At 64.8% G+C, this 23,381-nt stretch carries 16 protein-coding genes; 6 read left to right on the top strand and 10 right to left on the bottom strand.

The annotated features are described in order from the left end of the window. Positions 1-5 precede the first annotated feature (5 nt). Genes L0962_RS16140 through L0962_RS16115 form a run of 6 tightly spaced genes read right to left on the bottom strand, consistent with a single transcriptional unit; the run spans position 6 to position 5,432 of the window. The gene (locus L0962_RS16140) at positions 6-320 is read right to left on the bottom strand and encodes a DUF1992 domain-containing protein (protein ID WP_234087498.1); all 315 of its coding nucleotides are present in this window, start codon (positions 318-320) and stop codon (positions 6-8) included. A gap of 46 nt (positions 321-366) precedes the next feature. Continuing rightward, positions 367-855, bottom strand: a complete 489-nt coding sequence (locus L0962_RS16135) for a hydrogenase maturation protease (protein WP_234087497.1) — start codon at positions 853-855, stop codon at positions 367-369. Then, entirely contained in the window at positions 852-2,318 is a 1,467-nt protein-coding gene (locus L0962_RS16130) for a Ni/Fe hydrogenase subunit alpha (RefSeq protein ID WP_234087496.1), read from the bottom strand. The genes L0962_RS16135 and L0962_RS16130 overlap by 4 nt, the downstream gene beginning before the upstream one ends. Positions 2,319-2,331: 13 nt before the next feature. Next, entirely contained in the window at positions 2,332-2,874 is a 543-nt protein-coding gene (locus L0962_RS16125) for an NADP oxidoreductase (protein ID WP_234087495.1), read from the bottom strand. A 12-nt stretch (positions 2,875-2,886) separates the two neighbouring features. Next, complete coding sequence (locus L0962_RS16120) at positions 2,887-3,639, bottom strand: 2Fe-2S iron-sulfur cluster-binding protein (RefSeq protein ID WP_234087494.1); 753 nt, start codon at positions 3,637-3,639, stop codon at positions 2,887-2,889. Beyond that, complete coding sequence (locus tag L0962_RS16115) at positions 3,636-5,432, bottom strand: NAD(P)H-dependent oxidoreductase subunit E (protein ID WP_234087493.1); 1,797 nt, start codon at positions 5,430-5,432, stop codon at positions 3,636-3,638. The genes L0962_RS16120 and L0962_RS16115 overlap by 4 nt, the downstream gene beginning before the upstream one ends. Positions 5,433-5,823: 391 nt before the next feature. On the opposite strand from L0962_RS16115, the gene fabI reads away from it, so the two are divergent. The 6 genes from fabI (at position 5,824) to L0962_RS16085 (ending at position 13,515) form a co-directional block, all read left to right on the top strand. Further along, positions 5,824-6,612 carry an enoyl-ACP reductase FabI gene (gene fabI / locus L0962_RS16110; protein WP_234087492.1) on the top strand — a complete coding sequence of 263 codons (789 nt, stop codon included), beginning with the start codon at positions 5,824-5,826 and terminating at the stop codon, positions 6,610-6,612. A gap of 85 nt (positions 6,613-6,697) precedes the next feature. Continuing rightward, positions 6,698-7,276, top strand: coding sequence for a hypothetical protein (locus L0962_RS16105; protein WP_234087491.1), 579 nt, complete (start codon positions 6,698-6,700; stop codon positions 7,274-7,276). Between the two features lie 31 nt (positions 7,277-7,307). Then, positions 7,308-7,790: a hypothetical protein gene (locus L0962_RS16100; protein WP_234087490.1), complete on the top strand. Its 483-nt coding sequence runs from the start codon at positions 7,308-7,310 to the stop codon at positions 7,788-7,790. 28 nt (positions 7,791-7,818) lie between these two features. Next, on the top strand, positions 7,819-9,237 hold the full coding sequence (locus tag L0962_RS16095; RefSeq protein WP_234087489.1) for a bifunctional enoyl-CoA hydratase/phosphate acetyltransferase: 1,419 nt from the start codon (positions 7,819-7,821) through the stop codon (positions 9,235-9,237). 2 nt (positions 9,238-9,239) lie between these two features. Beyond that, a complete protein-coding gene (locus tag L0962_RS16090; RefSeq protein ID WP_234087488.1) occupies positions 9,240-10,421 on the top strand; it encodes an acetate/propionate family kinase in 1,182 nt (393 codons plus the stop codon). Positions 10,422-10,620: 199 nt separating this feature from the next. Further along, positions 10,621-13,515: an adenosylcobalamin-dependent ribonucleoside-diphosphate reductase gene (locus tag L0962_RS16085; RefSeq protein ID WP_234087487.1), complete on the top strand. Its 2,895-nt coding sequence runs from the start codon at positions 10,621-10,623 to the stop codon at positions 13,513-13,515. 97 nt (positions 13,516-13,612) lie between these two features. Here the strand turns inward: L0962_RS16085 and L0962_RS16080 are convergent, their stop codons facing one another. Genes L0962_RS16080 through L0962_RS16065 form a run of 4 tightly spaced genes read right to left on the bottom strand, consistent with a single transcriptional unit; the run spans position 13,613 to position 23,380 of the window. Next, positions 13,613-15,724, bottom strand: coding sequence for a site-2 protease family protein (locus L0962_RS16080; RefSeq protein ID WP_234087486.1), 2,112 nt, complete (start codon positions 15,722-15,724; stop codon positions 13,613-13,615). Continuing rightward, positions 15,724-17,106: an efflux RND transporter periplasmic adaptor subunit gene (locus tag L0962_RS16075; protein ID WP_234087485.1), complete on the bottom strand. Its 1,383-nt coding sequence runs from the start codon at positions 17,104-17,106 to the stop codon at positions 15,724-15,726. The genes L0962_RS16080 and L0962_RS16075 overlap by 1 nt, the downstream gene beginning before the upstream one ends. After that, positions 17,103-22,556 carry a DUF4347 domain-containing protein gene (locus tag L0962_RS16070; protein WP_234087484.1) on the bottom strand — a complete coding sequence of 1,818 codons (5,454 nt, stop codon included), beginning with the start codon at positions 22,554-22,556 and terminating at the stop codon, positions 17,103-17,105. The genes L0962_RS16075 and L0962_RS16070 overlap by 4 nt, the downstream gene beginning before the upstream one ends. A 23-nt stretch (positions 22,557-22,579) precedes the next feature. After that, entirely contained in the window at positions 22,580-23,380 is an 801-nt protein-coding gene (locus L0962_RS16065; RefSeq protein WP_234087483.1) for an efflux RND transporter periplasmic adaptor subunit, read from the bottom strand. Position 23,381: the final 1 nt, after the last annotated feature.

Genomic DNA, 23,381 nt, shown 5'->3' with positions numbered 1-23,381 from the left:
TTGCGTCAACCATGGTTTTTCGTTTCAAGCAGGGTCAGGCAGCAGCGCGCCAGTTCGCGCAGCGTCGCCTCGCGGACCGGGCCGTCAGGCAGGTCGGCCAGGCGTTCGCGCAAGGCGGCGATTTCCTTGCGCAGCAGGACTTCGTGCGGGGTGAAGCCGGCATTCTTCAGAATGCGGTTGAAGAGGCGCTGCTCCGGCGTGAGTAGCGGATCGTCGTCGAGTTCCAGCGGCTGGCCGGCCCCCGGCAGGTTGTCGAGTTCGCCGCGCCGCACGGCGTCCTGAAGGCGTTGCTCGGCAAGGATTTCGAAGATTCGGGCCATGTCGACAGCCTAACGCCCGGCTGCGCCGCTGTCGATCCGTCCGGCGTCAGGCGGCAGCGGCCGCCCAGACGGTTTCGCGGGGATCGGCCAGCAGGCGTTCGAGCAGCGCCATGGCGGCCGCGACATGGCGCGTGGCCGCCGCGCCCAGTGCCTCGCCGAGCGCGAAGCGCTCGCCGCGCACGCACAGCACGAAGCTGGGCGGCGGCGCGGCGCCTTCGGTCCGTTCGTAGACGCCGAGCACGCTTTCCGGCGGCAATGCATGCGTCGAATGGCCGAGCGCGGTCGACGCGCCGATCCGGGAAAAAACGAAGGGACCGGGCGTGTTGTCGCCGGCATCGACGAACAACGCCAGCCGTCGACCGCACAGGTCGAGCGCATGCTCGATGTTGAGCTGAAAATCCTCGATCAGCTCGACTTCTGCGGTCAACCCGCGGTTTTCGAGCATTTCCGCCAGTCGACCGCAGATTTCCGGGCCGATCGCATCGTCGCCGCGGCTCGGATTGCCGACGGCGAACACGACGACCGGCGCACTCATCCGCCGCGGCTCATGCGGTCGACCAGGGCGCCGTCGGCATCAACCAGCTCGACGGTCATCGGCATCTTGCCGAGCGCGTGCGTCGCGCACGACAGGCAGGGGTCGAAGGCGCGGATCGCGCACTCGATGTGGTTGAGCAGGCCTTCGGTCAGCTCGCGCCCGTCGAGGTACTGGCGGGCGACGGTACGGATCGACTCGTTCATCGCCTGGTTGTTGTTGGTCGTCGACACGATCAGGTTGCAGTAGGTGACCTGGTCGTCGTCATCGACGCGGTAGTGATGGAACAGCGTGCCGCGCGGCGCCTCGATGACGCCGACCGCCTCGTGGCGACGCTCGCCGCGCTCGGCCATCAGGTCGAGGCCGAGGATGTCCGGATCGTTCAGCAGCTCGTCGATCATTTCGAGCGCATGCAGGATTTCGATCAGCCGCGCCCAGTGGTAAACCAGCGTGCCATGTACCGGCTTGCCGTTGCCCAGCGCCAGCATCTTCAGCCGCTCGGCCTCGGCCAGCGGCGTCGCCAGATAGCTCGCCGCCTGCACGCGGGCCAGCGGGCCGACCTTGTACCAGCCGTCGTCGGCGCCCAGGCTGCGGATGTGCGGGAACTTCATGTAGCTCCACGGCTTGATCTCTTCCTGCAGCACCTGCTGGTAATCGGCGTAATCGACCTGGTCGAAAATCGTCCGTCCGGCCGGGTCGACCGCACGCAGGGCACCGTGATAGAAGTCCAGTGCGCCATCGGGCCGGACCAGGCCCATCAGGTTCGACGGCGTATCGCCGAAGACGTTGTAGAAGCCGGGATTGGTCTCGTGCAGCCGGCGCACCATGTCGATCGCCCCCTGCGTCCAGGCGATCATCTGGTCGATGTCGCGCGCCATCTCGTCGCGCTCGGCCAGCGTCAGCGCCTTGTTCACACCGCCCGGCACGGCACCGGTGCCATGCACGCGCTTGCCGGACACGTGACGGATCACTTCCTGGCCGTACTTGCGCAGCAGCACGCCCTGTTTGGCGATCTCGGGAAAATCGAGAGCGACGCCGACAATGTTGCGACGCGTGAAGTCGCTGTCGAAACCGAGCAGCAGGTCGGGCGACGCCAGGTGATAGAAATGCACGGCGTGCGACTGCACCATCTGGCCGTAGTGCATCAGCCGGCGCAGCTTTTCGGCGGTCGGTGTGAGTGGACCGTAACCGGCGATCAAATCCATCGCCTTGACTGCCGCCAGCTGGTGGCTGACCGGGCAGATGCCGCACAGGCGCTGCACGGTGACCGGCACCTCCCAGTACGGACGGCCTTCGATGAAGACTTCGAAGCCGCGGAACTCGACGATGTGCAGGCGGACCTGGTGAATCTTGTTGTCCTGGTCGAGCAGCAGCGTGACCTTGCCGTGGCCTTCGACCCGCGTCACGGGGTCGATCGCGACCCGGCGCAGGGTTTCGGGGTGGGCGGCGGTTTCCAGTTGAACCATGGGGGGACTCCGTTCAGTCGAATTTGAGCAGCGGGTGCTCGATGCGGGGCGTGCGCCCGGTCAGCAGATCGGTCAGGAACTTCCAGATGGTGTCGCCGGAGGGCGGGCAACCGGGCAGGAAGTAATCGACGCGGACGATCTCGTTGATCGGATAGACCTTGTCGAGCAACAACGGCAGTTCCGGGTCGTTCGGGATCGCTGCCGCGGTGCCGTCCGGCGTGCGGTAAACCTGGCTCAGGCACCGGCCGACGTCGAGATGGTTGCGTTGTGCCGGCAAACCGCCGTTGACCGCACAGGCGCCGAGCGCGACGAGCGTCTTCGCGTTGGCGCGCAGTTCGCGCAGCACATGCACATTCTCGGCGTTGCACACGCCGCCTTCGATCAGTGCGACGTCGCAACGCTGGCTGCAGTGCTTGATGTCGGTGATCGGCGAACGGTCGAACTCGACCAGGCCGGCCAGTTCGATCAGGCGCTCGTCGATGTCGAGGAAGGACATGTGGCAGCCGAAGCAGCCGGACAGCGACGTGGTCGCGATGCGCAATTTGCGGGGGAGCATCGGGGCATTCATCTAGCGGACCTCCGTTTCGGCATCGGCCAGGTGACGGCCGGCCAGGTAATCGACCTGCCGGCTGATCGGCTGCGCGTCGAACTGACGCTGGCCGATCGGCACCGCATAGCCGACCCGCTTGGGCAGGATGGCGCCGACCGGACAAACCTGCGCTGCGCGGTCGTCCGGCGCCAATTCGCTGTCGCCGAGCAGGCCGCTCGGCGAGTTGACGACGATCTTCGAATCGGCGCCCCGACCGGCCAGCATGAAGACGTTCTTGCCGTCGAGGTCGCGGCTGGCCCGTACGCAGAGTTCGCACATCACGCAACGATTGCGGTCGAGCCAGACGTCGGGATGCGAGGTGTCGACCTGGCGCACCGGAAAAGCATGGCGGAAGTGCGGCGTCAGCATTTCCAGGTCGTAGGCCAGCGCCTGCAACTGGCAGTTGCCACTCTTCTCGCAGCCCGGACAGAAGTGATTCCCCTCGACGAACAGCATCTGCAACAGCACGCGCCGGCGGTCGTTCAGCGCCGGCGAATTGTTCTCGACCTCGAGACCGGGCATCGCTTTCTGCGTACAGGCCGAACCGTTGCGGCCGTTGACCACGACGGTGCACAGTTTGCAGCTGCCGTGCGGCTTCAGATCGGGATGGTGGCACAGGTGGGGAATATAGACGCCGGCCGCCAGCGCCGCCTGCAGGATAGTCTGGCCGGGTTCGAAGGCGATGCGCTGACCGTCGATCGAAAAGGTGTTGGCGTTGTTCGCTTCGCTCATGCTTCCTCTCCCAGGTGGGCGTCGGTGTCCTCGCGGCCGGACAGGGCCCGGGCCCGGGCCAGTGCGGCATCGAGGTCGAAGGCGGGGACGAAATCGGTTTCGGCCAGCCGGCGCTCGTAGGCCGGACGGAATTTCTGCACGGTGTCGGCCACCGCGTTGCCGGCCGTCTGGCCGAGGCCGCAATGGCTGCCCGGCTTCAGCACCTGCTGCAGACGCAGCAACTCGTTCATTTCGTACTGCGTACCGCGGCCGGCGGCAATCTTGTCCATGATGTTCTTGAGCAGCGTCGTGCCGACCCGGCATGGCGTGCAGAAGCCGCAGGACTCGTGCGCGAAGAAATGCGCGAAGTTGCGCGCCACCTCGAACATGTCGCGCTGCCGGCCGAAGATCATGAACGAACCGGCGGTCGGCACGTCCTCGAAGGCAATGCGCCGGCCGAACTCGCGCTCGGAGAGACAGACGCCCGACGCACCGCTGACCTGCACGGCGATCGCCTCCGACGCCCCGCAATCCTCGAGCACCTGCGCGATGCGTACGCCGAAGGCGTATTCGTAGAGCCCGGGCCGCTCGCAATCGCCCGATACCGACAGGATCTTGGTGCCGGTCGACTGTTTGGTGCCGATCGCCTCGTACCAGGCGCCGCCATGCATGGCGACCTCGGTGACCTTGCACAGCGTCTCGACGTTGTTCACCACCGTCGGCTTGCCCATGTAGCCGGCAACCACCGGGAACGGCGGCCGCACGCGCGGCTTGCCGGCCTTGCCTTCGAGCGACTCGATCAGCGCGGTTTCCTCGCCGCAGACGTAGGCGCCGGCGCCGAGGTGAATCTCGATGTCGAAATCGAAACCGGCGACGCCGGCAATGTTGCGGCCCAGCAGGCCGGCGGCACGCATGCCGGCGAGGTAGGTTTCAAGCGGCTGCAGCAGGTAGAGATATTCGCCGCGCAGGTAGAGAAAACCGTGGCTGGCGCCGACCGTGTACGCGGCAATGACCATGCCCTCGAAAACCCGACCGGCATAGGACTGCAACAGGACACGGTCCTTGAAGGTGCCGGGTTCGCCCTCGTCGGCATTGCAGACGATGTAGCGCGGCTCGCCCGGCGCGTTGCGGCAGGCTTCCCACTTGACCGCCGTGGTAAACCCCGCGCCGCCGCGACCGCGCAGGTTGGACAGTTTCATTTCACCGAGCATACCGTCGCGGCCACGCGCGACGGCCGCGCGAATCGCCTTGCCGGGCTCGCACGGCGTGCCGAGCAGCAGATCGGCACGCCGGATGTTGTCCTCGACGATGAAGAACTCCTCCGGCCACTGCGCCAGCGGTACGCCACGCTGGATCAGGTCGCAGATGGCATCGACGCGTTGCGGCGTCAGCCGGGTGATCGTCCGGTTGTTGACCAGGATCGCCGGTCCCTGGTCGCACATGCCGGTGCACGACGTGAAATCGATGCTGACCAGACCATCGGCCGACACCTTGCCCGGTTCGACGCGCAAGCGTTTCTGCATGTGCTCGAACAGGGCACGATTGCCGAGCATGCGGTCGGTGATGTTGTCCGAAAACAGGATGCGGTAGCGCCCCCGGTTCTCGCGATAGAAGAAAGCGTAGAAATCGCGCGTGCTGAGCACCTGGGCATAGGACATGCCCAGGCATTCGGCCAGATGGCCTGCGGTTTCATCGGTGATGCAGCCCAGGATCTCCTGCACCTCGCGCAGGATCTGCACGAGACGGTCCGGCCGCCGCGCGTGGCGTTGCAGGATGGGCACGACAAGACTGGAAAGCTCGGGTGAGACAGACACGATTCAAATCCCCCTGGCGAAAAAACCCTGCAACTCTAGTGGTTTTGTTTGGGGAACATTTGCGCTGGGTCAACAAAACGCCACTCACAGAAAAACAAAAAACCTATCGCAACACCATGATATAAAAAGACTTTCAGTAGAATGAAAATTTCCCATCGTCATTCGATGACGCAATGCAATATCCAAGCTGCGAGATACCGCCACCGACTTCGGGCGCAGCGACGGAACAGCCCCGAAGCCCGCGTCCTTGCGTATCGCGGAAGCGCATTCCACGACATGCGACAGGACTGAAATAGGGCCGTAATGCAAGGCACCTAAAACGTGATAATCTGACTTTAATGATGCACCGCACCATCGCCTTTACCATTCGTCAATCCAGCAAGGAACCCGCATGACTTCCAGCACCGAAAACTTCGCCCTGCCGCTCGCCGGCAAGAAGGGACTCGTGACCGGCATCGCCAACGACAAGTCGATCGCCTATGCCGTCGCCAAGGCCATCGTCGCGCTCGGTGGCGAAATCGCCATCACCTACCAGAACGACAAGACGGCCAAGTACACGCAACCGTTGGCCGAGGCGCTGGGTGCCAAACGTTTCCTGAAGCTGGACGTTGCCGAGCCGGGCAGCCTCGAGGGCGTCGTCGCCGAGTGCGGCGAAGCTTTCGGCCAGATCGACTTCGCCATCCACTCGATGGCCTTCTGCAATGCCGACGACCTGCACGGCCGCGTCATCGATGCCACCGAAGAAGGCTTCGATTCGGCGATGAACGTTTCCTGCCACAGCTTCCTGCGCATGGCCAAGGCGCTGGAACCGCTGATGGCGCATGGCGGTTCGCTGATCACCATGTCCTACCTCGGCGCCGAGCGCGTGGTGCGCAACTACGGCGTGATGGGCATCATCAAGGCGGCGCTCGAATCCGCCGTCCGCTACATGGCCTACGACCTCGGCCCCAAGGGCATCCGTGTCTTCGCCGTGTCGCCCGGCCCGATCATGACGCGCGCCGCCTCCGGCATCGCCAACTTCAACAACCTGCTGGAATCCGACGCGCAGAAGGCACCGCTCGGCCGCACCGTGACCATCGAGGAAGTCGGCGCGCTGACCGCCTTCCTGTGCACCCCGGGCTCGTCCGGCATGACCGGCCAGACGATCTTCGTGGATGCCGGCGCGCACATCGTCGCCTGAGCGTCATCATTTGCCGCAGGTCAAGGCGCACCGCCCGGACCTGCGCTAGGCTGACGTCATCCCGGTCCGTGCGAAGGAGAATGACATGGCAGATGCGCCCGCCCCGATCATCAGCGATCCCGTGCCCGACCACCCGCTGCTGCGCGGGCGTCGGGAAATCGGCCGCGGCGAAAGCACGATCGTCGTCGAAGCGGCGACGGTGGACGGCCAGGAACGCGTCTACAAGATTCTTTCCTCGCCGACCGATTACGCTTACTACACGGCGGCCGACCGTCCGGTCGGCCGGCATTTTCCCGTCGTTTTCGCCGATCACGGCACGGCCGGCAGGTCGAGTCGCGGCTTTCCCTTTCACATCGTCGAAGTCGAACGGCTCTATCCGCTGCCCGGCAGCGGCGAAACCACCGATGTGGCGACCAAGATTTCGACCGCCTATTTCGATGCCTGCATGATGTGGCGCAACCTGGCTCAGGACATGGGCCGGATCGCCCTGCACCACCTGACGGCAACGCCGATGGGCTGGGCCGACACGGTCCGCGAATCGCTGCAGGCGCTGGAGGTCTTTTCCGACGAGTACGGCGCCCTGCCCGACCTGATCAAGGCCGACAACCTGATGATGCGCAAGGACGGCACGCTGGTCTTTTCCGATCCGGTGTTCATGGAATGAAAATCCCCTTTTTTTACCCGTCGACCGCAGCATGACCATCGATCACGTTTTCTTCACCTCGCGCAAGCTGGCCGAATCGCTCGAGGGCAATCCCTACATGGCGGTCATCTCGATCACCGATCCGACGACGCCGGAAGCCCGGCTGGACCCGTTGTTCCGCCACGTGCTGCGCCTGTCGTTCTTCGATGCGGTGCCGGCCGACGAATTCCAGCCGCCGCTGCCCGGCCAGTTCGACCGCGCCACGGCCCGACGCATCGACGAGTTCGTCCGCGAAATCCAGGCGGCACCGTTCGCGATGTCGGTGATGGTCCATTGCGAATACGGCGTCAGCCGTTCGGCGGCCGTCGCGCTGTTCGTCGAAGCCGTCTCGGGAGCACCGCTGGAAGCCCGCGAATTCACCTACGAGGCCAACCCCTGGGTGCTGGCGACCTTGAACGCCCTGCACCCGGAGCTCAACATCGAGCCACCCACGCCCGATACCGCCCACGAGCGCCGCAAGCTGCTGCGCGCCTGACCCCATTCAAACACGCTGGAGCATGCCCATGCATGAGAGCAAGGAAGCCCGTTATCTGATCAACAAGACCTACGACGAGATCGCCGTCGGCGAATCGGCGACACTGACCCGGACGCTGATGCCGGAAGACGTCAAACTGTTCGCCATCCTGACCGGCGACGTCAATCCGGCCGTCGTCGATCCGGGCTATTCGGAAAGCGGCATGTTCCGCGAAGTGATCGCCCACGGCATGTGGAGCGGTTCGCTGATCTCGACGGTGCTCGGCACGCAGTTTCCAGGCCCGGGCACGATCCTGGTCGACCAGACCCTGCATTTCGCGCGGCCGGTGACGATCGGCGACGCCATCACCATCACCGTCACCGTCAAGCAGAAGTTCGATCACAACCGGCACGTGCTGTTCGAATGCCTGTGCACCAACCAGGAAGGACTGCAGGTCGTGCGCGGCACCGCCGAGGTGCTGGCGCCGTCGGAAAAGATTTCGCGCCTGCAGGAAATGCACCTGCCGGAGGTGCACATCGACGACAAGCACGCCCGCTACAAGCAGATGCTGTCGCGCGTCAAGGGCCTGGAGCCGATCCCGACCGCGGTTGCGCATCCCTGCGACAAGGAATCCCTGAAGGGCCCGGTGATCGCCTTCCAGGAAGGCATCATCGAACCGATCCTGGTCGGCCCGGAAGCAAAAATCCGTGCCGTCGCCGAGGAAAACGGCATCGACCTGCACGGCATCCGCATCGTCAATGCCGCACACAGCCACGATTCGGCGGCGCTGGCCGTGTCGCTGGTCAAGACCGGCGATGCCGAGGCGCTGATGAAGGGCAGCCTGCATACCGACGAACTGATGAGCGAAGTCGTCGCCCGCGCCAACGGCCTGCGCACCAACCGCCGGATCAGCCACGTCTTCCTGATGGACGTGCCGACCTACCACCGGCCGTTGCTGATCACCGACGCGGCGATCAACATCGCGCCGACCCTTGAGGAAAAGGCCGACATCATCCAGAACGCCATCGACCTGGCCCACGTGATCGGCATCCCCGAGCCGAAAGTGGCCATCCTGTCGGCGGTCGAGACGATCAACCCGAAGATCCAGTCCACCCTCGATGCCGCTGCCCTGTGCAAGATGGCCGACCGCGGCCAGATCAAGGGCGGCATCCTCGACGGCCCGCTGGCCTTCGACAACGCCGTGTCGATCGTTGCCGCCAAGACCAAGGGCATCAAGTCGGCGGTCGCCGGCCACGCCGAGATTCTCGTCGTGCCCGACCTCGAATCCGGCAACATGGTGGCCAAGCAACTCGAATACCTGGCCAACGCGCTGAGCGCCGGCATCGTGCTCGGCACCAAGGTACCGATCGTGCTGACCAGCCGCGCCGACACCGCCGAAACCCGTACCGCCTCGTGCGTGATCGCCGCCCTGATGGCGCACGCCAGACGCAACAAGGAAGGAAACTGAACATGGCCCAAGGCATCCTGACCATCAACGCCGGCTCGTCGTCGATCAAGTTCGCGCTGTTCCCGCTGACCCATCCGATTTCGCCGGAAGCCGAGGTCTCCGGCCAGATCGACGGCATCGGTACCAACGCCACCAAGCTGGTCGCGAAAAACCGCGCCGGCGAACGCATCGCCGACCAGCTCATCGCCGGCGAACGAGTCAGCCACAGCGTCGCCCTGGACGCCATGCTGCAATGGTTCCTCGCCGCCTATACCGGCTGGGAGATCGTCGCTGTCGGCCACCGCGTCGTGCACGGCGGCGAGCGCTATTCCAAACCCATCGTCGTCGACGCCACGGTGCTCGGCCACCTGGAAAGCTTCATTCCGCTGGCGCCGCTGCACGAACCGCACAACGTCGCCGGTATCCAGGCCTTGCAAAGCCTGCTGCCCGGCGTGCCGCAGATCGCCTGCTTCGATACCGCCTTCCACCGCAGCCAGCCGGAAGTCGCCCAGCTTTTTGGCCTGCCGCGTGCGTTGACCGCAGAAGGCATCAAGCGTTACGGCTTCCACGGCCTGTCCTACGAATACATTGCGCGCACGCTGCCGCAACATTCACACCGCGCCGACGGCCGCGTCGTCGTCGCCCACCTCGGCAACGGCGCCAGCATGGCGGCGATGGTCAATCGCAAGTGCGTCGGCACCACCCTCGGCTTCTCGACCATCGACGGCCTGATGATGGGCACCCGCTGCGGCAACCTCGACCCGGGCGTCGTCCTGCACCTGATGGAAACCAAGGGGCTGTCGGTCAAGGACATGACCCGCATCCTGTACAAGGAATCGGGCCTGCTCGGCGTTTCCGGCATCAGCCAGGACATGCGTACCCTGCTCGGCAGCGACAAGCCGGAAGCGCATGAGGCGGTCAACCTGTTCTGCTACCGCATCGCCCGCGAACTCGGCTCGCTCGCCGCCGCTGCCGGCGGCATCGACGCGCTGGTGTTCACCGGCGGCATCGGCGAGCACGCCGCCGAGGTCCGCCGCCGCGTCTGCCTGCAGTCGGAATGGCTGGGCATCCGCGTCAATCCGGAAGCCAACGCCCGCCACGATGTGGTCATCAGTGCCGGCAACAGCACGGTCGACGTGCTGGTCATCCCGACCAACGAGGAATGGATGATGGCGCACCACGCACAGACGCTGCTCGCCCTCTGAAAAAATATTTTCCCGTTTCGGCCCCGGCCCCGAAAGGCGCCGGGGCTTTGTTTTTTCGGGCTTTTTTGCCTCATGCCAACGGCACATCGAAGCGATGCAGAATATACTGCATCTAGTCAACGTATTGCCCAGACCCACTAGATATAGTAGCTTTGCACCATTCGAATACTAAACACCGGATTCGCCGAGAGGAGCCGCAATGAGCAAAACCGCCGAGCAGTTGTCGTTGACCGACATCCCTGCACCGCCGCAATTCGCACCGCTGCCGGAGCAGGAAATCTCCGGCGAAGTGCTCATCGAAAAATACGCCAAGGGCAAGGAAACCAACGTTCACGACGTCCGCAAACGCGTCGCCTACGCCCTGGCCCAGGTCGAGCAGGAAAAAGACAAGGCACACTGGGAAGCGCGCTTCCTGTGGGCCCAGGAAAACGGTTTCGTTCCCGCCGGGCGCATCAACTCGGCGGCCGGTACCGACCTGCAGGCAACACTGATCAACTGCTTCGTGCAACCGGTCGGCGATTCCATCGTCGAGAACACCGACGGTCGCCCGGGGATCTACAAGGCGCTGATGGATGCCGCCGAGACCATGCGGCGCGGCGGCGGCGTCGGCTACGACTTCTCGTCGATCCGCCCGCAGGGCGCCCGCGTCAAGGGCACGCAATCGCGCGCTTCCGGCCCGGTGTCGTACATGCGCGTTTTCGACCGCTCGTGCGAGACCGTCGAATCCGCCGGTGCCCGCCGCGGCGCCCAGATGGGCGTACTGCGCTGCGACCACCCGGACATCGAGGAGTTCATCCACGCCAAGGACAAGGGCGACCTGACCAACTTCAACATCTCGATCGGCGTCACCGATGAATTCATGACGGCGGTCGATGCCGACGGCTTCGTCGAACTGACCCACCGCGCCGAACCGAATGCCGACATGAAGTCGGCCGGCGCCTACCAGCGCGACGACGGCATCTGGGTCTACCGCAAGGTGCGCGCTCGCGACCTCTGGGATCAGGTGATGAAGTCCACCTACGACCACGCCGAACCGGGCATCCTGTTCCTCGACCGGATGAACAAGGACAACAACCTCAATTACTGCGAAGTGATCGAGGCCACCAACCCCTGCGCCGAACAGCCGCTGCCGCCGTACGGCTGCTGCTGCCTGGGTTCGATCAACCTGACGCTGTTCGTCCGCGACGCCTTCTCCGACGCCGCCAGCTTCGATTTCGACGCCTTCGCCGAAGTCGTCCGGGTGTCCACCCGCATGCTCGACAACGTCCTCGACGCGACCCATTGGCCGCTCGAGCGCCAGGCTCAGGAAGCCGCCAACAAGCGTCGTGTCGGTCTCGGCTTCACCGGCCTGGGCGACACCCTGGCCATGCTGCGCCTGCGCTATGACAGGTCGGAAGCGCGTGCCATGGCCGCCCGCATCAGCGAATTCATGCGCGACACCGCCTACCTGACCTCGGTCGAACTGGCCAAGGAACGCGGCGCCTTCCCGCTGTTCAACGCCGAGCTCTACCTGTCCGGCGGCAACTTCGCCTCGCGCCTGCCGAACGACATCAAAGCGGAAATTCGCAAGCACGGTCTGCGCAATTCTCACCTGCTGTCAATTGCACCGACCGGCACCATTTCGCTGGCCTTCGCCGACAATGCCTCGAACGGCATCGAACCGCCGTTCTCGTGGACCTACAACCGCAAGAAGCGGATGCAGGACGGCACGATCAAGGAATACTCGGTCGAGGATTACGCCTGGCGCCTGTACAAGCACCAGGGTGGCGACGTCAGCAAGCTGCCGGATTACTTCGTGACGGCCCTGGAAATCTCGGCCAAGGCCCACGCCGACATGGTCGCCGCGGTCGCCCCGTTCATCGACACGTCGATCTCGAAGACGGTGAACGTGCCCGCCGATTACCCGTACGAAGACTTCCAGGATCTCTACATGCAGGCCTGGAAAGCCGGTCTCAAGGGCTTGGCCACCTATCGTCCGAACAGCGTGCTCGGCTCGGTCCTGTCCGTCGAACCGGCCAAGGACGCCGCCCCGGCCGACGACAGCAAGTCGCCGCAGGACTTCGTCTCCGACGCCAACCGTCGCCTGTCGATCAAGAACCTGCCGGCACCGGTGCTCTCCAGCCTGCGCTGGCCGGGCCGCCCGAGCCTGCCGGAAGGCAACCTGTGCTGGACCTACATGGTCGACTCGCCGATCGGCAAGTTCGCCCTCTTCGTCGGTCACGTCGAGCAGGAAGGCCATGCCTGGCCGTTCGAAGTCTGGGCCAACGGCCCGGCCGAACCGCGCGGCCTCGGCGCCGTCGCCAAGACGCTGTCGATGGACATGCGCGCCAACGACCACGGCTGGCTGGAAATGAAGCTCGAAGCCCTGGCCAAGACGCCGGGCGACACCTTCGAGATGCACATGCCGCCGCATGGTGAAAAGAAGCGCATGCCGTCGGTCGTTTCGGCGATGGCCCAGGTCATCCACTGGCGTGTCGAACAACTCGGCGCACTCGGCCATGACGGCCCGACGCCGGTCAAGGATGCGCTGTTCTCGACCAAGGAACCGAAGACCGGCACCGACGGCACGCTGTCCTGGACCGTCGATGTGAACAACCCCTCGACCGGCGAGGACTTCGTCCTCGGCCTGAAGGAAATCACCCTGCCCGACGGTGTCACCCGCCCCTACTCGATGTGGCTCTCGGGCAACTACCCGCGCGCCCTCGACGGCCTGTGCAAGCTGCTGTCGCTCGACATGCGCGTGATCGATCCGGCGTGGATCGGCATGAAGTTGCGCAAGCTGCTCGACTATTCCGAGCCGCTCGGCGATTTCATGGCCTTCGTCCCCGGCTCGCGCAAGCAGCAGACCTGGCCGTCCACGGTGGCCTACATCGCCCAGCTGATCATCCACCGCTACGCGATGCTCGGCGTCCTCGACGAGGCAGGCTTCCCGCTGCAGCAGATGGGTATCCTCGAAGCGCCCGAAGACACCACCAGCAACAAGGTGCTGCCGACCCAGGGCAAGCTGTGCGGCGAGTGCGGCAACCACACGATGATCCGCAAGGACGGCTGCGACTTCTGCACTGCCTGCGGCGCCGTCGGGACCTGCGGCTAAGCCTCGCCAGAACCGCCATCGAAAACGCCCCGGCCGTCCGGGGCGTTTTTTCTGGTTGACTGCGGTCGACCGCAGGAATGAACCCAAAACCGCCGGCTCAGAACCCTGCCTCACGGAAGAACACCGAACCGGCATGGCGCAGGAAACGCAGGCCGGGCGCTTCCCAGTCGCCGGCGATGCTTACCCGGCCGCGCCAACTGTGCTGCGGCGCCACCGCATCCGCTTTGACCGCCAGCACCACGCGGTAGATCGCCCGCTCCGGGTAAAGCACGCCCTGCCTTTCACGAACCAGCACATGTCCACCGAAAGGCGTTGCCAGTTCCGGCTCGCGCAGCGTGCGTGCCGCATCGCGGTCGATGCGGACGACGCTCAAGCGAACATCCGGCCCGGCACCGCCGTCGGCCGTGAACAAGCCGCGGTCGCCGACGGCGATGCGATGGATCGCCTCGTCGTCGACATAGGTGACCACTTCGTAGGCGCCATCGCCGACCAGCCGGGCGACCAGTTCGCGGTTGGCCAGCCACTGCCCCGGCCGCAGATCGGGATCGAGGTCGCGCAGATGCCCGGCATGGGGCGCCAGCGGCCGGTAGCGCGCTGCATCGGCGGTAATGCTGCGCTCCTCCGCCTCGGCGGTGATCAGTTGTTCGTCAAGCACCTGCCAATCCCGGCGCAGTTCCGGGTCCAGGCCGGCCGCCGCCGACTGCCAGGCCAGGCGCTCCCGACGTGCCTCGCTCTGCGCGGCCCGGCTGCTCAGTTGCGGCGAAGCAAAAACGAGCAGCGCAGCGCCCGGCGTCACGGCCGCGCCATCCGGCAGCGGCAATTCGGCCAGCATCGCCTGCTCCGGCACATAGACCGCCCATTTCTGCTGCGGCTGCAACAAGCCGCTGCCCCCCACCCGGGTCGGCCAGGGCAGCACGAACAGGCCAAGCAGCAAGGCGGCCAACCAGACGCTGCGCCGCGCCCGACGACTGGCGCGGATCGCCGGCCAGCGCTCGCGCCAGGCCTTGAACTCGCTGGCCAGCGGCAACAGCACGAACCAGCCGATCTCGACCAGGAACAGGAAGATGCCGACCGCCTTGATGAAAAAGTGATAGACCAGCACCGCGATGCCAAGGAACAGGATCAGCCGGTAGATCCAGGTCGCCCAGGCAAACAGGATCAGAGCAAGCCTCCTGACCGGCGCAAAATGCTCGGGCGGCGATTCGCCAAGGGAGAACAAGCGCTCGCGCAGGTCCCAACGAGCCAGCGCGAAGGCTCGGCTGTGCAGATTCGGCATTTCCAGCCAGTCGGCAAGCAGGAAATAGCCGTCGAAACGCATGAACGGGCTGGCGTTGATCAGCAGGGTCGACACCCAGGTCGTCGTCGCCAGCAGGAAAGCCATCGCCTTCGGCAGCCCCTCGGGCAGCCACACCCAGGCCAGCGTCGCCCACACCGCGATAGTCAGTTCGGTGAGCATGCCGGCGGCAGCGACCCACAAACGCTGATCGCGGCGGGTCAGCTTCCAGACCTCGTTGGTATCGGTATAGGCGACCGGCCACAGTACCAGGAAGGCGACCCCCATGGTCGGCACGCGGCAACCATAGCGCTTGGCGGTGAAGCCATGCCCGAGTTCGTGCAGCGTCTTGACGCAGATCAGCGTCGCCCCGTAGGCAAACATGCCTTGCCAGCTCAACAAATCGACCAGCGTGGCCGAAAAGACCGGCCACTCGCGGTAGATGCCGAACAACCCGAAGGCGCCGGCAAGCAGCGTCAGATGCAGGAAATGGCGCGAAAAGAAAAAATCCAGCGCGCCCGACCAGCGCCCCAGCCAGGCATCAGGCCGAACCAGCGGCACCCGGAAAAACAGGTAGTTGTGCAGCAGCCACTTGAAGCGCCCGCCCCGGCGCTGCGCCGCCAGTTCGGCAAGCCCTCGCGCACCGCCCGGGGCAATCTGCAACAACTGGTTATGGCGCAGGAATTCGAGCAGGAGCGCGCAGTCGGCCTCGGTAAGTTGCAGCGTCGTCTCTTTACCGATTGCCGACAAAATGACAAGCGGATTGCCGAGATGCCAGCGCGACAACATCTCGAAACTCGCCCAGTCCAATTGAAAGAACAGGTTGCGCACCGGGTCGTGCAAGGTCCGGGTCGGCTGGCCGTCCTTGCCGGCGGGCCCGGGCAACAGGGCCAGTTCCTCGCGCAACGGCGGCAGCGGTGATGCCGGCGACGCCATCACCAAGCCAAGAACTGGCGGATGCCGGCCAGCGGTCGGCGCAGCGCCCAATAAACGAGCGGCACCCAGCCACCGGACAACTTGGCCGTCCCCTTGAGACCGACGCGCCGGTCGCCAGCATCGGCCATGCGGGCGCGTGCCCGGTAGGCATAATTGCCGTCCGGCCGCGGCACCGCATCGTGGTTCAGGTAACGCAGTTCGCCAGTCACGGCGGCAAACGGACTGGCCGCCAGGTAAAGCTTGACCGGCGCCCCCCCGTCCAGAGGAATGGCATCGCCGATCGGCACCCAGGCCTCGATCTCGACGTCTTGCGGCGCCGCCACGCGCATCACCCGCTCGCCGGTCTGCACCGGTTTTCCGATCCACTCGCCCGGGTCGTCGAAGATGGCGATACCGTCCTGGGGCGCCACCACCCGCGAACGTTCGAGTTGGCCGGCCAGGAATTCGGCCTCGGCACGCCGTTCTCCGATCTTGCCGAGCAACAGTGCAAGCTGCCCTTTCGACTTGCTGTCGGCCAGTGCCAGTTGAGCGAACTGCCGGTATTCGGCCTCGGCCGTCGCCAACGCCTGGTGAGCCACCGCCAGCCGGCTGGTCAGCGATGCTTCGTCGAAGCTGAACAGGGCTTGCCCGGCCTTGACCCCCTCGTTGGGCTGAACGTGGAACTGTCCGATCACGCCGTCGAGCGGCGCCCGGATCACCGCCGGATTGGCCGGCACCAGTTCCCCCGGCGCCAGCACGCTCAGGCGTACCGGAAACAGCGCCACCAGCAAGGCACCGAGCAGCAACTGCAGCGGACGTCGCCGCCACCATTTGCCATCGCCAGCCCCGTGCAGCCAGCCCCGGAAACCTCGCCACCATTGCCGCGGCGACCAGCGCGGCGGCCGGAACAGGGCCAACCAGGCATGCTGCCAGGCACCCCGCCATTCAGCGAGCAGCGCCAATTCATCGTCGTTCCAGGCAGCATCGCCAGCCAGCAGCAGACCGCCGGCCGTACTGCCCGGGTGACGTACGCTTGCCGCCAGCGGCAGCCACAAGGCATGGGCCGGCAGCCAGTCCGTCCATTCGTTCGCCAGTTCGTCCGGTAGATCGCCTGCCATCAAGCGGCGCGGCTGCTCGTCGGCGGCCGTATCGAGCAAATGCCCTTGCAGCTTGAGCAGCCAATGCCCGTAGGGCGCATTGGCTTCCGGCTGCACGACGCCGGACAGGGCCACGACGCCTTGCCCGACGAAACACAACGCCGCCTGACGGTAGGCAACCAGCCGCCGGGTGTCGTTGACCGCGAGGAAGGCCAGTTCCTCGTTCCCCACCGCCGCCCGGGCGCGGTGGCAGAGATCGAGAAAAACCAGCAGCGGATTGTTCTGCCCTGGCCTCGCGTCCGTCATGCACGCAGGCGGCGCGCCGCCTCGATACTTTGCGACAGTGCTGCCAGGCGTTCCGCCATGCCCGACGGACGCGCCGCCAGGCGTAACTGCTCGGACAGGCTGCTACGTCCTTCGGGTGCCTGACGCTCCTTGCCGACCACCAGGCGGAAGGTAGTCACCGCCTCGCGGCCCTGGCTGTCGCGCGCCACCAGGCGAACAACCAGATCGCCATTGAAACCGGCCGGCGGCACGCCGTTCAGTTTCCCGGTACGCGGATCGAAGCTCACCCAACTCGGCAACGGCCGCCCGTCGGCCAGCGTCATCCGCAATTGGACGCTGGCTTGCGGATTGGTATGGGCAAAGACATCGGCCGGAATGACGAGCTGGAGTGCACCGCCGGATTCCACCACCATATCGGGCACTCCCCGGTTGACCATCAGCGTATCGCCGCCTGCCGCCGCACCCGGCAACACAACTACCTGGAAACCGCCGGGGACCGACGGTACGGTCATCAAGGTGCCGGAAAACCGCGGTATTTCGCTTGCCATGACTAGGCCCAAGGTCGGCACCATAATGGAAACCGACGGTACGGTATTGTCCAGCGGGTTCACTCCCGGGCTAAGCGTCGGCGACAGAAGGTCGAACGTTGGTGGCATCGGTGTCGGCAGTGTTTCCATCGGAGCGGGCGGCTCGTTGATCACCGGTGGCGGGGCCTCGCTGTTCACGGTGACGCTGGCCGGAGCCGAGGCGGCGCTTTCATTGCCCGCCGGATCCCGGGCCTTGGCCGTCAGCGTATACGTCCCTGCCGCCAGGGTGGTGGTAAAGGTGTAGGCACCGGTGCCGTCGGCGGTGACGGTCCCCAGCACGGTGGCGCCATGGTAAATCTCGACCGTGGCATTGGCCGTCGACGTCCCGCTGAGCGTCACGGACGTCGACGTCCCTCCACCGGTCGCCGCCAGCGTGGGGGCACCGGGGGCGGTGTTGTCGATGACGAAACCGGCATCGTTGGTGCCGGTGGGCGTGGTGACGCTCAGGGCGTTGCCGGCGCTGTCGGCGATGTTCTGGCCACCGGCGAAAGACAGGATGACGGTACCGTCCAGCGAGGCGAGATTGCCGCCCGACACGGTCACATCGTAGGCATTGCCGCCTGCCGACACCACGCTGGTCACCGTGCCGGTGGTGCCCGAAACGCTGAAATCCGTGGCATCGACGTTGCTCACCGCTTCCGCGAAAGTCACTCGCCAGGTAATGGAATCGGCGTTGGTGGGCGACGAGGACGGCGTCTGGCGGGTGATCGAACTCACCGTCGGCGCCGTGTTGTCCAGGGTATAGGTGGCATGGTTGGTGCCGCTGGGCGTGGTGCTGGACAGGGCATTGCCGGCGCTGTCGGCAATGTTCTGCCCTCCGGCGAAACCCAGCGTGACAGTGCCGTTCAGGCTGGCCAGATCGCCGCCGGAGACGGTGATGTCGTAGGCATTGCCGCCTGCCGAGGCCACGTTGGTCACGGTTCCCGTGGTCCCCGTCACGATGAAGTCGGCAGCATCCACGTTGGTGACCGCTTCGCCAAAGGTGACGCGGTACACCAGCGTGTCGGCGTTGGTGGTTCCCGAAGAGGGGGTTTGCCGAACAATCGAGGTAACGGTCGGCGCCGTGGTGTCCACGAAGATGTTCTGGTTATCGCCCAGCGAACCGGTCGCGCCGGGGGTGGGTAGGGTCAGAACCGCTGCGACCGATCCGCCATTGGCGATGATGGTTCCACCCGCCAGGGACAGGGCGCTGGTGCTGGCATAGTCCAGGTCAGCAGAAGTATTGCCCGCCGCCACGGTATAGCGGAACACCAGTGCGGAGGTGCCGCTGCCCGAAACATAGAGGGCCGTGGCGCCGTTGGCCAGGGTCAGGGTGGGCGAACCGGTGACGTCCACCGCCCCGTCGAAGGTGACCGTGATGTCCACGGTGTCGCCGGCCTTGTAACTGCCATCGACGCCGGTCACTCCAGTGACGCTGGGGCCGCCGGTGGTGAAGGACAGGCTGGTGGTGTCGCCGATGCCGGCATAATTGTTGTTGGACAGATCCTTGATGGCTCCGGCATCGATCTGAACGTAATACTCGGTGCCGAAAGCCAGATCGCTGGTGGGGTTGATGGTTACCACGCTGCCGCTGATCGTGACTTGTCCGCTGGTGACATCGATGGTGGCGACGACGGAATCGTCTGACGTCTTCTTGATGACGATATTGCCGGTGCCCTTGACGACGCTTTCATTGAAGGTCAGCACGATGTCGGCATTGGCCGCGATCGCGGTGGCGTTGTCTGCCGGCGATGACGACGACAGCAGCGGCGGTGCCGTATCGGTGGTGGTGAAGCTGAGTGCCGTGGTCGAGGAAATCCCCGCATAGGCGTTGCTGTGGCTGTCGGTGAAGGCACCGCTGTCGATCAGGACGTAATATTCCGTGCTGTCGAGCAAGGTCGCATCGGGATTGATAGTCACCTGCGTGCCGCTGACCGAGACCTTGGCATCGCCGACGGCGATGGTTTCGACCACCGAATTGTCGGACGTCTTCCTGATGACGATGTTGCCCGTACCCTTGGCAACGTTTTCGTTGAAATTCAGAACGATATTGGCCGACGGGGAAACCCCCGTGGCATTGTCGGCGGGAGTCGAGGACGACAAGGTCGGTCCTGCGGAATCCACCAGTACCGATGTCGTGGCACCGACACTGTTCAAGATGACGGCGGCGTTGTTGCCAGCGCTGTCCTTCAGGCTGCCGCCATTGACGGACAAGGCACCGACAGTGATGCCATCCGTGTCGCTGAGCCCGCTTTCCACGGTGTAGCGGAACACCAGCGCCGAGGTGCCGGATCCCGAGACATAGCTGGCGTATTGGGTGGTGGCCCCGATGGTCAAGGCGATGCGCGGCGTGCCCCCCGTGGTATCGACAGTGACGTTTTCGTCAAAATTAACGGTGAAATCCAGATTCTGGTTGTTGCCGTAGGTGGCGTTGGTCGGCACCGAGACCGAGCTGACCGAGGGAGCCTGGTTGTCCACGCTGGCGTTGCTGGTATCCGCCCGGGTGGTGGTGTTGCCGGCATTGTCGGTGACGGTGACGGACACGTTGCGGTTGGTGGCGTTGATCGACCCGGCGGCGATGACGTAAGTGGCGGTCCAGGTGCCGCCGACATTGGTCGCGGCCACCGCCGCGCCGCCACCGAAAGCACTAAAGTCGAAGGTCACGGCGGCAAGGGTATCGGCGTTGTTATCGCCGGCCCCGGTGTTGTTCCAGGTAGCCGTTACCGTGTCACCGGCCTTGTACACCCCACCCGCACCGCTAGCGCCGGAAATGGAGATATTGGCGTCGTTGACCGTGGGCGCCTGATTGTCCACGGTGGCGTTGCTGCTGTCGGTCCGCGTAGTGATGTTCCCGGCGTCGTCAGTGACGGTAAGCGACACGTTGCGGTTGATGGCATCGATGGAGCCGGCGGCGATGACATAGGAAGCAGTCCAGCTCCCACCAGAATTACTGGCGGCAACCGTACCGCCGCCAAAAGCCGAAAAATCCGCGCTGACCGAGGAGATATCGGCATTGTTGTCGCCCGCCCCGGTGTTGTTCCAAGTCACGGTGACGGTATCGCCGGTCTTGTAGGCACCACCGGTGCCGGTAGCGCCGGAAATGGAAATCCTGGCATCGGTCACGGTCGGAGCCTGGTTGTCCACCGTCAGGTTGCTGCTGTCGGCGGTGGTGGTGCTGCCGTTGCCATCCGTTGCCTTGACCGACACGTTCAGATTGGCGGCATCGATGGTCCCCGAGGTGATGGTGTAACTGGCGGTCCAGTTCCCCGATCCGTCATTGCTGGCGGTCACCGCCGTCCCGCCGCCGAAGGCCGAGAAGTCCATGGTCACGCCGGTGATGCCGGATTGATTTTCACCACCGGAGGTGTTGTTCCATTTCGCAGTGACGGTATCGCCCACTTTATAGGCGCCGCCGGTACCGGTGCCGGCGCTGGTCACTGAAATGTTGGCATCGCTCACTGTCGGTCCCGTCGGGCCGGTGGTGAAAACGATGTCATCGACACCGATGGCCATGGTCGTATCGCTGTTGTAATAGGCGACACGCGTGATGCTGACGCTGGTCACCCCGGTCCAATTCAGATTGGCGGTGCCATCCCAGTTATTGTCCAAGAACGTCGCGGTCACTGCGGAATTCGACCCGCCTGTAGGGGTGAGCAGGAGTTTTACGACCGACTCCGAGCCTGTCCCTGTTAACGCAAAATCCACCCAAAAAAGAATTAAATTCAGGGATGTCAGGTTAACGGCCGAACTGAAGCTGATAACCAGTGGAGCGGAATCGGGAGCGCCTCCTTCCTCGAGTCCGCTGCGCTTGTAAAGCGTTCCCCCGTAACTTGTGTCGTAAATTGCATCCTGGTCAGTAATATTGACCCCAGCTGAGCTGGAGCTTGACCCGGTAATGGTGACACCCGATACGGTCACCGACGCGCTTGAGTAATCGGCGGCAACGGTTTTCGTGGAACTGAAATCGACGGTCGCCAACTCATGGTCCCAGGCATTCTCGCTGCCAGCCGCCAGAACGATGGCAGTTTCGATATTGCCCGCCGACTGTTCCAGCGTCCAATCCCCCCCCAGTCGAGCCGCACCGGTGGCATCGTCGGAGGCAGCCACGTCGGCGCCGGTGATGCTGGAAAGGGCGGCGATGAAGCGCTGTCCGGCATCTCCAGCCGCGGTGGAGCAGCCGTAGATCAGCAGGTCGCCATCGGCCGTCAATGCAGCGCCGAGCGCGGCCAGATCTGCCTTCACCCCGGCATCGTCCAGACGACTCTGCGTCAGTTTGTCCTGCCCCAGGTAAATGACACCAGTCGAGCCGTGTGAAAGCAGATGGATCGCGTCGTAACCGGAATGGGTCTGCGCCCATGCCGCCATCTGCGCCAGACCGCTTTCTCCGGCATCCAGCAATACCACTTCCACGCCGGGACGGATGCTAGCGACCAAGGTCTGCCAATCGCCAATGGCGGTATCGACGAAGGCGACTTCCCTGCGGCCATTATTCAGGGCAGGGTCAGCCTCGCGCACGACCTGAGGCACCAGCGAAGCTTTGCTGTCGCCAGTTCGTTCGGCGGCACCCTGTTCAGTCTGCGCCGCAGTTGCCTCAACCGCCGTCAACGCATCGGTCAGGGCCGTATCGGCGACGTGAGCGTCGACCACGGTGGCAACCGCCGCGCCATCGAACATGAAACGCTGCTCCAGCGCCAGCGGACGCAGCGTGCTGCGCAGCCATGCCGACGGCGGCGCCAGGGCGCCATGAGCGCGGTCCGCCAGCAGTTCGCCCGCGGCCAGCGAGGCCAGCGAGCGGTCGAGTCCTCGACTGCCGGAAGCCGGTTTTCCCCTGGCGCGAACCGATTCGGCGGTGGCGATGAAGGTACGGCGGACCTCGTTCCAGATCGAGCGGCAAGTGCGGTTCATGTCAACCTCGCGAAATACGGGGGTTACTGGCCGGCCGGCGGCGTCATGACGACCTTGCCGCTCATGCCAGCGATGAGTTCGGGAAACTTGCCGTCGATGACGGCGTTCAATTTGACGGACTGGCTGACCGGATCGACCCTGGCGCCGATGCGCTGGACCTTGGCCGGATAAGTCCGGGCGGTTTCGTCGATATGCACCTGGAAGCCGGTACCGGCCCTGATCCAAGCCAGCCATTTCGACGGCACGATGAATTCGAGTTCCAGTGCCGAGTCGTCGATGATGTCGAGAATCGGCGCGCCGGGCTGGACGTATTGCTGTTCGCGTGCCCGCTGCTCGGCCACCCGCCCGGAAAACGGCGCGGCGATGCCGCACTTGCCGACCACCGCCGCATTCGCCGCGACCTCGGCGCGCGCCTTCAGCACTTCGGCTTCCGAGGTCTGCAATTCCACCTTGCCGACCGAATTGAGTTCAGCCAGACGCTGGTTAGCCTGCCAGACCTTTTCCGCCGCCCCAAGTGCCGCCTTCGCCTTGTTCAGTTGCGCCTGCTGCAGCGAACAATCGAACTGCACCAAGGCCTGCCCGGCCTTGAACGCACCGCCTTCCGGCACCGGCAGACGGCTGATCTTGGCACCGATCTCGGCGGCCAGCGTGGTGTAGCGGCGCGGCGCAAGCTGAGCGCGGATTTCCCGCTTCTCAAGCGCGTTGACCGCAGGCTTCGGCGTAACGGCTGCGGGGGAGGTAGCGAAGGCCGATACAGGTACCGCGAGCATCAGCACAATGGCAAGACAATGTCGGCCAGCAGCCAGTCCAGACAGGGCTGACATG

The organism is Azonexus sp. R2A61, assembly GCF_021401135.1.
Classification (GTDB): Bacteria; Pseudomonadota; Gammaproteobacteria; order Burkholderiales; family Rhodocyclaceae; genus Azonexus.
The sequence above is the reverse complement of the archived record's forward strand: the minus strand, read 5'-3'. Positions and strand labels throughout refer to the sequence as shown.

Excerpts from the sequence above, each read along its gene's own strand:
- L0962_RS16135 (WP_234087497.1), bottom strand. The coding sequence starts at position 855 with ATGAGTGCGCCGGTCGTCGTGTTCGCCGTCGGCAATCCGAGCCGCGGC.
- L0962_RS16140 (WP_234087498.1), bottom strand. The coding sequence starts at position 320 with ATGGCCCGAATCTTCGAAATCCTTGCCGAGCAACGCCTTCAGGACGCC.
- L0962_RS16120 (WP_234087494.1), bottom strand. The coding sequence starts at position 3,639 with ATGAGCGAAGCGAACAACGCCAACACCTTTTCGATCGACGGTCAGCGC.
- L0962_RS16105 (WP_234087491.1), top strand. The coding sequence starts at position 6,698 with ATGGCAGATGCGCCCGCCCCGATCATCAGCGATCCCGTGCCCGACCAC.
- L0962_RS16085 (WP_234087487.1), top strand. The coding sequence starts at position 10,621 with ATGAGCAAAACCGCCGAGCAGTTGTCGTTGACCGACATCCCTGCACCG.
- L0962_RS16095 (WP_234087489.1), top strand. The coding sequence starts at position 7,819 with ATGCATGAGAGCAAGGAAGCCCGTTATCTGATCAACAAGACCTACGAC.
- L0962_RS16090 (WP_234087488.1), top strand. The coding sequence starts at position 9,240 with ATGGCCCAAGGCATCCTGACCATCAACGCCGGCTCGTCGTCGATCAAG.
- L0962_RS16070 (WP_234087484.1), bottom strand. The coding sequence starts at position 22,556 with ATGAACCGCACTTGCCGCTCGATCTGGAACGAGGTCCGCCGTACCTTC.
- fabI (WP_234087492.1), top strand. The coding sequence starts at position 5,824 with ATGACTTCCAGCACCGAAAACTTCGCCCTGCCGCTCGCCGGCAAGAAG.
- L0962_RS16075 (WP_234087485.1), bottom strand. The coding sequence starts at position 17,106 with ATGACGGACGCGAGGCCAGGGCAGAACAATCCGCTGCTGGTTTTTCTC.
- L0962_RS16080 (WP_234087486.1), bottom strand. The coding sequence starts at position 15,724 with ATGGCGTCGCCGGCATCACCGCTGCCGCCGTTGCGCGAGGAACTGGCC.
- L0962_RS16065 (WP_234087483.1), bottom strand. The coding sequence starts at position 23,380 with ATGTCAGCCCTGTCTGGACTGGCTGCTGGCCGACATTGTCTTGCCATT.
- L0962_RS16100 (WP_234087490.1), top strand. The coding sequence starts at position 7,308 with ATGACCATCGATCACGTTTTCTTCACCTCGCGCAAGCTGGCCGAATCG.
- L0962_RS16130 (WP_234087496.1), bottom strand. The coding sequence starts at position 2,318 with ATGGTTCAACTGGAAACCGCCGCCCACCCCGAAACCCTGCGCCGGGTC.
- L0962_RS16125 (WP_234087495.1), bottom strand. The coding sequence starts at position 2,874 with ATGCTCCCCCGCAAATTGCGCATCGCGACCACGTCGCTGTCCGGCTGC.